Origin of the sequence: Mesorhizobium sp. M1403, assembly GCF_040317695.1 — a bacterium.
GTDB lineage: Bacteria > Pseudomonadota > Alphaproteobacteria > Rhizobiales > Rhizobiaceae > Mesorhizobium.
Genome location: NZ_JAMYKY010000035.1, coordinates 12,997 through 25,827 on the forward strand (window position 1 = coordinate 12,997; position 12,831 = coordinate 25,827).

At 63.8% G+C, this 12,831-nt stretch carries 13 protein-coding genes; 6 read left to right on the top strand and 7 right to left on the bottom strand.

Annotation, left to right across the window (positions count from 1 at the left end; all coding sequences use genetic code 11):
* The first annotated feature begins 86 nt into the window (after positions 1-86).
* Both NKH01_RS31415 and NKH01_RS31420 read left to right on the top strand, forming a co-directional pair.
* Positions 87-1,064, top strand: a complete 978-nt coding sequence (locus tag NKH01_RS31415) for a threonine/serine dehydratase family protein (protein WP_353024173.1) — start codon at positions 87-89, stop codon at positions 1,062-1,064.
* Between the two features lie 92 nt (positions 1,065-1,156).
* Positions 1,157-1,810 (top strand): glutathione S-transferase family protein, encoded by a 654-nt coding sequence (locus tag NKH01_RS31420; protein ID WP_352848277.1) that lies wholly within the window; start codon positions 1,157-1,159, stop codon positions 1,808-1,810.
* Positions 1,811-1,846: 36 nt separating this feature from the next.
* Here NKH01_RS31420 and NKH01_RS31425 read toward each other — a convergent pair whose 3' ends face one another.
* Genes NKH01_RS31425 through NKH01_RS31440 form a run of 4 tightly spaced genes read right to left on the bottom strand, consistent with a single transcriptional unit; the run spans position 1,847 to position 5,575 of the window.
* The gene (locus NKH01_RS31425) at positions 1,847-2,983 is read right to left on the bottom strand and encodes an ABC transporter permease (RefSeq protein WP_023718863.1); all 1,137 of its coding nucleotides are present in this window, start codon (positions 2,981-2,983) and stop codon (positions 1,847-1,849) included.
* A gap of 8 nt (positions 2,984-2,991) precedes the next feature.
* Positions 2,992-3,912, bottom strand: a complete 921-nt coding sequence (locus tag NKH01_RS31430; RefSeq protein ID WP_353024175.1) for an ABC transporter ATP-binding protein — start codon at positions 3,910-3,912, stop codon at positions 2,992-2,994.
* The gene (locus tag NKH01_RS31435) at positions 3,909-4,862 is read right to left on the bottom strand and encodes an HlyD family secretion protein (protein WP_353024177.1); all 954 of its coding nucleotides are present in this window, start codon (positions 4,860-4,862) and stop codon (positions 3,909-3,911) included. The genes NKH01_RS31430 and NKH01_RS31435 overlap by 4 nt, the downstream gene beginning before the upstream one ends.
* On the bottom strand, positions 4,859-5,575 hold the full coding sequence (locus NKH01_RS31440; RefSeq protein ID WP_353024179.1) for a CerR family C-terminal domain-containing protein: 717 nt from the start codon (positions 5,573-5,575) through the stop codon (positions 4,859-4,861). Before NKH01_RS31440 ends, NKH01_RS31435 begins: the two co-directional genes overlap by 4 nt.
* An 88-nt stretch (positions 5,576-5,663) precedes the next feature.
* On the opposite strand from NKH01_RS31440, the gene NKH01_RS31445 reads away from it, so the two are divergent.
* The 3 genes from NKH01_RS31445 to NKH01_RS31455 are packed head-to-tail and all read left to right on the top strand — an operon-like array spanning position 5,664 to position 7,935.
* Positions 5,664-6,137 (top strand): CYTH domain-containing protein, encoded by a 474-nt coding sequence (locus NKH01_RS31445; RefSeq protein WP_353024181.1) that lies wholly within the window; start codon positions 5,664-5,666, stop codon positions 6,135-6,137.
* Positions 6,134-7,081, top strand: coding sequence for a CHAD domain-containing protein (locus tag NKH01_RS31450; RefSeq protein WP_353024183.1), 948 nt, complete (start codon positions 6,134-6,136; stop codon positions 7,079-7,081). The genes NKH01_RS31445 and NKH01_RS31450 overlap by 4 nt, the downstream gene beginning before the upstream one ends.
* A 41-nt stretch (positions 7,082-7,122) precedes the next feature.
* On the top strand, positions 7,123-7,935 hold the full coding sequence (locus NKH01_RS31455; RefSeq protein ID WP_352789088.1) for a C40 family peptidase: 813 nt from the start codon (positions 7,123-7,125) through the stop codon (positions 7,933-7,935).
* Between the two features lie 110 nt (positions 7,936-8,045).
* On the opposite strand, the gene NKH01_RS31460 is transcribed toward NKH01_RS31455, so the two are convergent.
* On the bottom strand, positions 8,046-8,525 hold the full coding sequence (locus NKH01_RS31460; protein WP_502912702.1) for a DUF6647 family protein: 480 nt from the start codon (positions 8,523-8,525) through the stop codon (positions 8,046-8,048).
* Positions 8,526-9,206: 681 nt separating this feature from the next.
* The gene (locus tag NKH01_RS31465) at positions 9,207-10,010 is read right to left on the bottom strand and encodes a helix-turn-helix domain-containing protein (protein WP_352851346.1); all 804 of its coding nucleotides are present in this window, start codon (positions 10,008-10,010) and stop codon (positions 9,207-9,209) included.
* Between the two features lie 115 nt (positions 10,011-10,125).
* On the opposite strand from NKH01_RS31465, the gene NKH01_RS31470 reads away from it, so the two are divergent.
* Complete coding sequence (locus NKH01_RS31470; protein ID WP_352851348.1) at positions 10,126-10,986, top strand: SMP-30/gluconolactonase/LRE family protein; 861 nt, start codon at positions 10,126-10,128, stop codon at positions 10,984-10,986.
* A 13-nt stretch (positions 10,987-10,999) separates the two neighbouring features.
* Here NKH01_RS31470 and NKH01_RS31475 read toward each other — a convergent pair whose 3' ends face one another.
* Entirely contained in the window at positions 11,000-12,712 is a 1,713-nt protein-coding gene (locus NKH01_RS31475) for a SulP family inorganic anion transporter (RefSeq protein WP_352939222.1), read from the bottom strand.
* Positions 12,713-12,831: the final 119 nt, after the last annotated feature.

A 12,831-nucleotide genomic window follows, 5' to 3' on the forward strand; every position in this document is an offset into this window, starting at 1 on the left:
GAATTGTAACCGTCACATTTTTTCATTGGTGCGCGGCCTCCCTTTCCGTGCACCATAGGCGGTCTCATTTCTTGCAGGACCTCGCCATGATCACCCCTCCCGGCATCGCCGATATCCGCAGCGCAGCAGCGCGATTGTCCGGCCTGATCGTCGAAACGCCGCTGATCGAATCGCCGGAGTTGAACAAGCGCTTCGGCGCCAGGATCCTGTTCAAGCCCGAGACGTTGCAGCGCACCGGCTCCTTCAAGTTCCGCGGCGCGTATAACAAACTGTCTTCACTGAGCAACGAAGAGCGCAGTCGTGGCGTCGTCGCCTTCTCGTCGGGTAATCACGCGCAAGGCGTCGCTGCCTCGGCGGCGATGTTCGGCGTCAAGGCCGTCATCGCCATGCCCACCGATGCGCCGGCGATGAAGGTCGGCAATGTCAGGAAGATGGGCGCGGAAGTGATCACCTTCGACCGGGTCCGCGACGATCGCACTGCCGTCGTCCGTTCTTACGTGGAAAAGGGCATGGTCCTGGTGCCGCCTTACGACGATCCGGCCATCGTCGCCGGCCAAGGCACGATCGGCCTCGAATTGATGCGCCAAGCAAGCGCGCTTGGCGTCAGCCTCGATGCGGTGGTGGTCCCCTGCGGCGGCGGCGGGTTGAGCAGCGGCATTTCGATAGCGGTCAAGGACGCCTCACCGGGCACCGCCGTCTGGGCCGTGGAACCCGAGCATTTCGATGACACACGCCGCTCGCTGATCAAAGGCGCCAGGGTGTCGAACGCGCCCGGCCACACCTCGATCTGCGATGCCCTTCTCGTCGCAGAGCCGGGCGCGATCACTTTCGAGATCAACCGCAAGAATCTCGCCGGCGCCATCACCGTTTCCGACAAGGCGGTGGCACAGGCGATGCGCGATGCCATGGCTTGCCTGAAGCTGGTCGTCGAACCTGGCGGTTGCGTCGGCTTGGCCGCGCTGTCGTCAGGCGAGATCGACCTTGCCGGGAAATGCATTGCCGTGGTGCTCTCCGGTGGCAATGTCGATCTCAGCACCTATGCCGAGATCATTGCTGCCGGCTAGGATAGCAACCAGTTCCAGGTCATGTGCCGATTCGAGGTGCTTGAGCGTCCGTTGCGCCCGGTCGAACCGGTACCCTTCAAAGACTGAGATCAATGAAACTGTTCTTCAGCCGCAATCCCAATCCTCGCCTCGCGGTCGCGGTGGCACGGTATCTCAAAGCCAAGGTCGAGTTCGAATTCGCCTCTCCCTTCGCTCCGGGGCAGGCCGAGCGCTTTCGGCCGCTCAATCCAAATCTTTCATTGCCTATCCTTGTGGGCTTGGGAAAAAGCCTCTGGGAGGCCGACGCCATAGCCTGCCGGTTTTCACGCGACACGCATTCGCATTTCTGGCGCACCGGCGACGACGAGCCCGAGATGATCCGATGGCTGAGTTGGGGCAAAGAGAACTTCGCAAGAGCCTGCGACGTCGTGCATTTCGAACGCGGGACCAAACAGCGCTATGGGCTCGGCCCGATCGATCAGGCGCGGGTTGAGGAGGGCCTGAGCGACTTCAGCACCGCCGCCGCAATACTTGATGCCGAGCTTTCCGAGCGAGACTGGCTGGTCGGAAGTTCGGTTTCCTATGCCGACTTTCGAATGGCGACGTTTCTGCCCTTCAACGACGTCGCCCGATTGCCGCTCGATGATTATCCTTCTGTCGGTCGCTGGTATCGGCAGCTTGAAGAAATCGACACCTGGCGCGATCCCTTCGAAGGGCTCAATGCACCTGAATTGGCGCCGGTCCCGGGTCAGGCCAAGCCGGTGTGAATCTCGGTCATTTGCACAAGCGGATCGAGTTCGACCCTAATCCAGCGTCCGGCGGAACCGCACCAGCGCCACGCCGGCGAACAGCGCCACGAACACCACCAGCCAGCCGATCTCCGTTGCCACCGCCGGCAGCTCGGCGCCCTTCAGCATCACCGCGCGGATGATGCGCAGGAAATGCGTCAGCGGCAGCACCTCGCCGAAAATCTGCGCCCAGTCCGGCATGCCGCGATAGGGGAACATGAAACCGGACAGCATGATCGACGGCAGGAAGAAGAAGAAGGTGAGCTGCAGTGCCTGCATCTGCGTGCGGGCAATCGTCGAGATCGTGTAGCCGAGCAGCACCAGCGCCAGCACGAAGATCAGGACGGCCGTCAACAGCAGCGACATCGATCCGGTGAAGGGGATGGCGAACAGAAGCTTCGATGCCGCCAGCACCACCAGCACCTGCACGGCGCCGACCGCCAGATACGGCAGCACCTTACCCAGCATGATCTCGAGCGGGCTGGACGGCATCGCCAGAAGGTTCTCCATCGTGCCGCGCTCGGTCTCACGCGTCAGCGCGATCGAGGTCATCATTACCATCGTCATCTGCAGGATGACGCCGAGCAGGCCGGGCACGATGTTGTATTGCGATACGGCTTCCGGATTGTAGCGCCGGTGCACTACGACCTGGAGCTGGCCCCGGGCAGCTTCGGCCGCTGTCTCCTGCATGCCGCGCGCCCTGAGCAGCGCCTGGTTGGCGACGGTGCCGAGCGTTGAGATGGCGCCGCTGGCGACGGCCGGGTCGGTCGCATCCGCCTCGATCAGAATCTGCGGGCTATCGCCGCGCTCGACCCGTCGGGCGAAATCGGCGGGAATGGTGACGACGAAGGCGACGTCGCCGCGCGCCATCAGGAATTCGGCTTCGGCCGCACTTTGCGCGACATGGTCGAAGCGGTAGTAGCCGGTGGTCTGCAGCGCCGAAACCATGGCCCGCGTGTAAGGATCGCTGCTCATCGCCACCAGCGCTGCCGGCAGGCTCTTCGGATCGTTGTTGATGGCATAGCCGAACAGCACCAACTGCATCAGCGGCACCCCCAGCATCATGGCGAAGGTGATGCGGTCGCGCCGCATCTGGATGAACTCCTTGATCAGCAGCGCGCCGAGCCTGGCGAAGGAAAAGACGCTGTTTATCCCATTTTTCATCCCATGTTGTCCTTCGAACCGGACATGAACTGGATGAACACATCCTCCAGGCTGGTCTCGCCGGGCGTCACCGTAACGCCCTCGTGCTCTTTCTCGACATCGGCGAGCGCTGCCTGAAGAGCCGTCCTGTCGGAGCCGACGACATGCAGCGTCGCGCCGAACGGCGCCACCTGGTCGACGCCGGGGCGGCCATGAAGTGCGGCAGCGACCTGATCGAGCCGCGGCCCTTGCAGGACGAATGTGGTCAGCCCGGCATTCCTCACCACGTCCTCGACCGTGCCGGTGGCCAGCATCTTGCCGTAGGAGATGTAGCTGATGCGATGGCAGCGCTCGGCCTCGTCCATGTAATGGGTGGAGACCAGCACGGTCAGGCCGCCGCTCGCCAGCCGGTGGATCTCGTCCCAGAATTCGCGCCTGGCCTTCGGATCTACGCCCGCCGTCGGTTCGTCGAGCAGCAGCAGTTTCGGTTTGTGCATGATGCAGGCGGCCAGCGCCAGCCGCTGCTTCCAGCCGCCGGACAAGGTGCCGGCCAACTGGTTCCTGCGCGATGTCAGGCCGAGCTCCTCAAGCGTCTTAGCCACATGCTCGTCGAGCGGCTTCAGCCGGTAGAGCCGCGCCACGAATTCGAGATTCTCGCCGATCGTCAGGTCTTCGTAGAACGAGAATCTCTGTGTCATGTAGCCGACTTCGCGCTTGATCCGCAGGCTGTCGGTGCGGATGTTGAAGCCCAGAACCGTGCCTTCACCCTCATCGGGCGTCAGCAAGCCGCACATGATGCGGATGGTCGTCGTCTTGCCCGAGCCGTTCGGCCCGAGGAAGCCGACGATCTCGCCTTCGGCCACGGTCATCGTCACATGGTCGACGACAGTCTTGTCGCCGAAGCGTTTGACCAGGCCGTGCACGTCGATGACGTTCATTTTCCGATGTCCGCCAGATCGACGTCGACGATCTGCCCGGGCTGCAATGCGCTGGCGTCGCCCTCCGGGCGCGCTTCGACCAGATAGACCAGCTTTTGCCGGGTCTCGAGCGAGTAGATCACCGGCGGCGTGAATTCCGGATCCGGCGACACATAGCTGACGCGTGCCTTCACGCCTGATCCGCAACCGTCGCAATGCACGTTGAGCAGCGTGCCGACCTCGACCGACGAGAACGCGCTTTCCGGCACATAGACGCTGAGCTTCACCGCGCCGTCCGGCAGTATGGAGATGACCGGCGCGGTCGGCCCGGCCGTGTCGCCGGGATAGCGGATGACATCGTTGACCCGGCCGGGCGAGGGCGCCGTCAGCACGCGCTTCGACAGCCGCCATTGCGCTTGCTCCAGCGCCGATTGCGCCTGCCTGACCTGATTGTCGGCGGCCTTGATCGTCTCCGGCCGTGCCGGCAGGCCGCCGACGGCGAGATTGGCCTCCGCCTGGCCGACCTGCGCGTTGGCCGTCTCCAGCGTCGCGGAAGCCGTGTCGTAGTCGGCCTGTGTGCCGGTGCCGCGTTTGAACAGATCGCTGGCGCGGACGTAACGGCGTTTGGCGTCGGCGGCTTGCGCCTTGGCCATGTCGACCTGCGCCTCGAGCACCGCGATCTCTTCCGGCCGCTTGCCGACCTGCAGGTCGGCAAGTTGCGCCTGGGCCTGCGCGAGGGCCGCCTCGGCCTGCGCGATGGCGATCTTGGCGTCGGCGTTTTCCAGCGTCACCACCGGCGTGCCGGGCGCTACGCGGTCGCCGCGCTTGACCGCAATCGTCTCGACCTGGGCCACCTCGATCGGCGCCAGCAGGACATAATCGCCCTCGACGTAGCCGACGGCGAGCGGTGCTGCCGGCGCGCAGGCGCTGAAAAGCTGGGCAGCAAGCGGCAAAGAACAGAGCAGGCTCATGATCCACGATCCTTCCGGACAGCCAAATCGCGCCGAGCTAAAATCGCGCTGAGATTGTCGGTTACTGTTGCCGCGATCTTGCCGGCCTCGTCATCGCCGATCTCGCGCCAGCCCATCCGGCGCATAACCGCCTCGCGGCCGATGCGGAAATAAACGACCTGGCCAATCAGCGTGAATACGGTGAGTTTAGTGCGCTCGCTCTCGGCCGGCTCACCCGTCGCCTGTTCCCAGATCAGGCAGAGCCGGTGATGCGCCGGTTCGAACACGCCGTCATAGATACGGTCGAGCGCGGCGGTTGGATGCGACAGCTCACGCAGGACGAACTGTACAATCTCGCCGGCTTCCGGCCTTGCCGCGATGAAGGCGACCATCCGCTCCAGTGCGACGGCTAAATGTGCGCGCGCGGCCTCGGTGTCCGCCAATGCCGCGGGCGGCGCTTGCAGATTGCCGATCGCCTGGCCCGCAACGGTCTGGATGGTGTCTACGATGTAGTCGGCTGCCGCGTTGCGAAGCCCTTCCTTGCCGCCGAAATGATAGGCGATCGAGCCGATATTGGCCTTGGCCTCAGCCGCGATCTGGCGCGTCGACGTGCCGTCGAAACCCTGGCGTCCGAACAGCTTCAGCGCCGCGCGTACGAGGGCCGTCCGCGTCATATCCGCGGCGGTCTTGGGCGCCTCATGAGGAAGGCCGCTGGCGCTGGGCAATTTGATCATGGCCGATACTTTAATCAATCGAATGATTAAAGTCAATTGCGGTCAAGCGGCTTGCCAACTCTGGCCGTGCGCGCTTTAGTGCCGGGCCATGGGCAAGGAAATCGAGCGTAAATTCCTGGTCTCAGGTGAGGAATGGCGGGGAATGGTCGAGGCGGACATCCATATCCGTCAATTCTATCTTGTCGCCGAGCCTACCCGCACGGCGCGTATGCGCATCAGCAATGACGCCGCTGCCAAGCTGACGCTCAAGTTCGGCAGCCAGGCACGCGAGCGCGATGAATTCGAATATCCGGTGCCTTTGGCGGATGCGCAGGAGATGCAGGCCTTTGCCATCGGACGTGTCATCGAGAAGACACGCCACCATGTTAGACACCGCGGCTATCTCTACGAAGTCGATGTCTTCGGCGGGACACTTGCGGGGTTGGTGATCGCCGAGCTCGAGACGCCGGAGGATGTACCGGACGAAATGCTGCCAGATTGGCTCGGCCGCGAAGTCACCGGCGAGCAGAGATTTTACAACGCGTCGCTCGCCCTTGGGGGGGTTCCGGAGATCGTCGCATGAGCTTTCGTATCGATCCGCGCATGTCGCTGACCGGCGAGGTCCGGCGCATCCTCGCCGAGGAGATCGGCAAGGCGCTCGACCATCTGAACGCGGCGCGTGACAGGCCCGAACAGGGGCTGCACAAATGCCGCAAACGGCTGAAGAACGTCCGGGCCTTGCTGCGCCTGGTCCGTTCCGGAGACGAAACGTTCTGCGTGACCGAGAACCAGTGCTACCGCCGGGTGGCGGCTCTGCTTGCCGGTCCGCGCGAGGCGACCGCGCTGGTCGAAACAATCGAGCGGCTGGCGGCAATCTTTCCCGAACAAAGCGCCGGAGGCGGTCTCGATGCCGTTCGCGACAGGCTCGTCGCGCGCCAGCATGAACTGCATGGCGGAGCAGGCATCGATGCTGCGATAGGCGCGGCGATTGCCGCTTGCGAGGAAGGTGTCGTCCGGATCGACAAGCTCGCTCTGCCCGACCAGCCGGAGCAGGCTGCCGACGTGCTCGCCGAAGGCGCGCGCACCACTTTGCGCCGCGCCAGGAAAGCGCTGGACAAGGCGGCTTCGCGCGGCGAAGCCGATGACTTTCACGATCTGCGCAAGGCGGCCAAGACGCATGGCATGCACCTGTCGCTGCTCGGCCGGCTCTGGCCGACGCCAATCAAGACGCGGCGCAAGGCCGTCGACGAATTGGGCGAGCGGCTCGGCGAACTGCACGATGTGTTCGTTATGCGCGCGCTTCTCGATGCCGAGGACCAGCCGCTTGGCCCCCCTGAGGACACGCGGTTGCTTGCCAAGCTGCTGAAGCGCTCGGAAAAGAGCCTGAAAAAGACCTGCCTCGCCGAGGCGGCCGGGCTTTTCGGCGACAGTCCGAAGCGCTCGACGAGGAAGCTTGCCCGTAAGGTGCGCGACGATCTCACAGCGGTACTGCAGCACGAAGACGCCGGCGCGCCTGGCGTGGGCTGATCATGGTCTAATTTGCCGCCCTGTGGTAATCGCCGTCTGGCATGACCGAGCCCGGCGACACGCTTCTGGACCGACTTGGCCGCTGGCTTGCCGGCCGGCTGCAGGAGGAATCGTCCGGCTACGAGCCTTACACGCCGTCGGACGCCGAAACGCTGCGCCGCACGCTCGAGCCGGGCGACATCCTGCTCATCGAAGGCAACCAGAAGATCTCGGCGGCGATCAAATACCTCACCCAGTCGACCTGGTCGCATGCCGCCTTCTATGTCGGCGATGCATTGCCGGAGCCCGAGGACGGGTCGGAGCGGCGGCGCCTGATCGAGGTCACGCTCGGCGATGGCTGCATCGCCGTGCCGCTGTCCCGCTACCGCAGCTACAACACCCGCATCTGCCGGGCGAGCGGCCTGGCTCCCGACGATCGCGAAGCGGTCGTCGCCTTCATGATCGGCAGGCTGGGTCTCAGATACGATCTCAAGAACATATTCGACATGCTGCGCTACTTCTTGCCGACGCCGCCGGTGCCGGTGCGCTGGCGCCGCCGCATGCTGGCTTTCGGTTCCGGCGACCCGACGCGCGCCATCTGCTCTTCGCTGATTGCCGAGGCCTATGGCCGGATCCGCTACCCGATCCTGCCGGAGATTACCCGCGCGCCCGGCCGTGCCTCGGCCCAGTCGAGCTATTCGCGCAAGGAAATCCTGCACATCCGCCATCACTCGCTCTACACGCCGCGCGACTTCGACCTGTCGCCCTATTTCCGCATCGTCAAGCCGACGCTGGAATACGGCTTCGACTACCGGCAGATGGTCTGGGATGACAAGGCGGTCGCGGCCGCTCCGGAGACGAAGACCGCCGGATAGCCGCTCGATCTTGTGGTTTGAGCATGGGGCCCTCCGAGAACCGGTTTTGCGGCCGATACTCTGGGGTAAGAAGCTCAGTCAGACTGGCTGCCCCCGAAGCGGCTTCAGCATCAATACAGGCAGTTCGTGCGAACCAACAGCGTGAAAGGATCGAGCTCAAATTCCTTCAGAAGGTCGCTGCCGAACAAGGCAAGCCACCGCTCTTGCGCCTCAAAGGCCGCCTTCTCGCGTTCTTCCGCGCATGCAAACTTCAGCCCGGCCACGGTTTGGACGTGATGGACCAACTCATGCACAAGTACCGACAGCTCCGCCGGGGTGCCGCCTGTCCAGCCCTCCGGCAAGAAGATAGTCCGTGCTTCGTCATCGTAGATAGCAATAACAGTGGGCTGCTTGCCAACATTGTCCGGACGGGCAAAATTGGGGCTGCTGTTCCAGCGATCCGCCGCCACGTCGCGAAACCGCAAACCTGCCATCCTGCGCGCAGGTACGAAGCTTACCGCCGGGGGCTCTTCGATCGACGGAAGGCCGAGTTCAGACGAAAGCCATACCGCTATTGCCATTAGCGCGGCCGGCTGCGAGCGGTCAGACATCTTTCATGGGAGCAAGAGCACCAGGTGCGCCGGGCAATTGGATGCCGGGCCGGGCGGGATCGGGTCCTATAAGCTCCGAGTCGCCCGCGGGCGCGGCAAGCGTCGCTGATGCTACTACACCGGGTGCGCTGAGCAATTCGATATAAGGCAGGACCAACGGCGGCAATCCTGAGCCTGGATCGGCATTGGGTCCTCTAAGCTCCGGCTCGTCCGCGGACGCGGCAAGTGTCGCCGCCAGGATCACGCTTAGGACGCAAGGCAAGCATGCCCTTAAGAGCGCGCTCATGGTCACGACCTCCTTGATCGGCAGCGCCATCAATTTGGGAGACACCGCCGTGATGAAGAAACAACGCCACGAAAGAGCGTTCAGGTTTGCATTGCGGTCAACGAATGCGACGGCTTCGCGACGTGCTCCCGTAACCTGCGAAGCGATGCATAAATTACTGGCCGGTGTCCCGTGCGCACCTCCTGACGCCGGCCCCGGACTGCAAAGCAGCCTGGATAATCACAGGCTCACCCTACGCAAGCCGATGTCCATGCACATCGGTACGGTCACCCAATTTCTAGGCGCCGCTTGCCTAGTTTTCGGCGCGCCTGCCTAGTCTTCGCGGCTTACAAGGCGTCTGTGGAGGACAGCAGCCTAAACCCAAGAATCCGACCTCAGTCGTTCCGTGATTTGACCTAGGCCGGCAGACGTCGTCCGTTTGCGGCGGCCGCAACTCGATTGTCCGTCCGCGCGCCTGCGTCGCGCGGATGTGGCCCGATCGGCATGATCACCGGGAACGGCGTTGCGCCGAACGCAAACGTCCATTTGTAGCCGACCAGCCCGTCTTCGGGCGTCGTGTGCTGGTCGTGATGAGCAAGCAATTTGGCGCGCTCCGCCAATTCCTCCGCCTCGCGCCTGACCATTTCCGCCGTTTCCGGCCGCATCCGCCTGGAGAAGCTGACGAATGTCGCCTCGCGCTCAAGATGGGTGATGGCCCAGCCGATGAAATTCTTGTTGGTCATCTCGAACAGCGGCCGCAATGGCCCGTCGAAATTCCACTGGATCGGCGCCTCGACCAGCAGCCTTGCCGACAGGCCGCCACCGAGTGCGATCAGGCCGAGTTCCTCGAGGTCGCGCAGATAGAGGAACATCGAAGCCTCGCTCAACCCTTGTGAGCGCATGATGCCTTCGGGCGTGAATTTCTCGGAAAGCATGACGAAGACGAACAGCAGTGCCGGCCGCCCGGCGAGCCTGCGCTCGATCTCCGGCGCGATCCGGTTGGCAGGTCCCGGTCCCCTGTTCATCGAGCCGAGCACGTTCTCCAACTCCACGCCGGCGGCATCGCAGATCTCGATCAGCCGGTCGAGCTTGCAGTTGCGCTCATGGAAGATGCGCTTCACCGTCGGCTCGGAAACGCCCATCCGCTCGGCAAGGACACGGTAGGTCACGCCCTTGGCCTTAAGCGTCCGCTTCAGCGCTTCGAAGATCGGGCCGTTCATGGGATGCACCTCTTTTACGCGATTTGGTATCAGCCTTCGGTACTAGTCCCGATACATCTTCCCGAAAAGTATCGAAAGGCCTAGCTCTCCCCCATTCCATTACAGGAGACTAGCCATGAAGAGCCTCTTCACCTCGATACTTCTCGCCCTGGTCGGCATCGCCGCCGCGCCGGCAGTTCAGGCGGCCGAACTCTGGCGCGCTACCGGGCTTGAGCAACCGGAATCGGCGCTGTTCGATGCCGCCGGCAAACGCATCATCATCTCCAATATCGTTGGCAATCCCGGCGACGCCGACGGCAATGGATACCTGTCGGTCCTGTCTGTGGACGGCAAGATGGTTACGCAACATTGGACCGACGGCATGGACGCGCCCAAGGGCATGGCGATTGCCGACGGCAAACTCTACGTCGCCGACCTCACCCATGTGCGCGTCGTCGATCTCGCAAGCGGCAAGCTAACATCGACGATCGACGTGCCGAACGCGGTCTTCCTCAACGACGTGACCGCCGACGCGTCCGGCAAGGTCTACGTCACTGATATGCTTGCCGATACGATCTATCGCATCGACGGCGACCGGCCCGAACTGTTCGTCAGGGATGCGGCGCTTGCTTCGCCGAATGGCATCTTCGCCGATGGCGGCCGGCTGATCGTCGCTTCGTGGGGCAAGGGCATCAAGCCCGATTTCAGCACCGCGGAGCCGGGCGGCCTGCTCTCGGTCGATCTCGCCACCAAGGCAATTGCGTCACTGCCCGGCGCAGAAAAGTTCGCTAACCTCGATGGCGTCGTCGCCATCGGCGGCAGCGTTTACGCCACCGCGTATATGACCGGCACGCTCTACAGCTACAAAGCCGGCGGCACGCCGCAAGCGGTTGCGACGTTCAAGCCGGGCAGCGCCGACATCGGCACCGACGGCAAGTCGACAATCTTCGTGCCGCTGATGAACGACGGAGAGATCGCGGCATTAGGCCTCGACTAAGCCAGCCATCGGCTCAGGCGGCGGGCGCGGCTTTCTTCAGCTGCGCCCGCGCATCCGTGATCGAGGCGGCATAAGTCACCAGCGGCCGCTTGACGCCGTGGTTGATCAGCATGCGGCGTGTCTGCGGTGAAGCGCCTGAGATAATGAAGCGAACGCCGGCGCGCTTGGCCTTGTGGGCCGCGCCCTCAATAACATTGGCCGCCGTCGAATCGAAGAACGGCACCGCCGAACAGTCGAGGATGAAGTTCCTGCGCTGGTCGGCGATGCGGTCCAGCACCGTGCCGACGGTCGAGGCGGCGCCGAAGAAAAAGGCGCCCGATATCCGGTAGACGACGGTATCGGCATCGCTCGCCTCGCTGGAATCATAAGCGCTGGCGCGGTCGGCAACGTCTTCCTGGACCAAGGATTGATGGTCCGCCTCCACCGCGATGCTCTTGGCCATGCGGTCGATGAACAGCATCGAGCCCAGCGCAAAACCGACGACGATGCCTTCGGTCAGGTCGCGGAAGATGACGATCAGGAACGTCGCCAGCAGTACCAGCGCATCGCCGCGCGAGGCGCGCAGCAAGGTGGCGAAGGCCTGTTTCTCGAACATGTTCCAGCACACCACCGCCAGCACGCCGGCAAGTGCCGCAAGCGGGATATAGCTGGCCAGCGGTGCCGCCACCAGCATCAGGGCAAGCAGGATGGCCGAGTGCATCATGCCTGAGACCGGTCCATGCGCGCCGGCCCGTACATTGGTCGCGGTGCGGGCAATGGTGCCGGTGGTGCAGATACCGCCGAACAAGGCGGAGGCGATATTGGCGAAGCCCTGCGCCACCAACTCGCAATTGGAGCGATGCCGCCTTCCGGTCATGCCGTCAGCGACGACGGCCGACAGCAGCGATTCGATCGCCCCGAGCAGCGCAAAGGCGATGGCGTCCGGCAGCACGTCGATTATCCTGTCGAGGCTGAGCGGCGGGAAGGCCGGCCATTGCAGGCTGCGCGGGATGCCGCCGAAGCGCGTGCCGATCGTTTCGGCCGGCATGGCGAGCAATGCCACGACGAGTGATGCCAGCCCGATGGCAATCAGCATGGCCGGCCACTTCGGCCGAAACCGCTTCAACAGCGCAATGGTGATGATGGTCAGTGCCGCCACCGCGGTTGCGGCGAGGTTGATCGTTCCGGCCGCCTCGCCGATGGCCATCAGCTTGGGCACCAGCGGCCCCGGTTCCTTGCCGGCGAGCTTCAGCCCGAAGAGTTCGACGATCTGGCCGGAGAAGATGATGACGGCGATGCCGGCGGTGAAGCCGACGGTCACCGGATAGGGGATGAACTTGATGTAGGTGCCAAGCCCGAGATAGCCGATGGCAAGCAGGAACAGGCCGGCCATCATCGTCGCCAGCAGCAAGCCGTCGACGCCAATTCGCGCCACCGTCGCAGCCACCAGCACAATGAAGGCGCCGGCCGGGCCGCCGATCTGGAAACGGCTGCCGCCAAGCGCCGAGACCAGGAAGCCGCCAATGATCGAGGTGTAGAGCCCGCGCTCCGGCGTCACGCCTGAAGCAATGGCAATTGCCATCGACAGCGGCAGCGCCACGATGGCGACAGTCAGCCCGGCGATGGCATCCGCCTTGAAGTGCGCGAGCGTATAGCCCTCGCGCAGCACCGTCACCAGCTTCGGCGTGAACAGTTCGGAAAATGTCGGCCGTGCCGGTTGATGCACTGCCCGCCGGGTCTGATCCATCGAGTGCCTTCCCCATGAAACCAAGGAGGCGGCGGGATCGTCGGCAGGACTGTCGGCGGTCGCCGTCGCGACTTGGAGCGGCGTGCGTCCAAATCGACGCACAGGTACGCTCCAACACT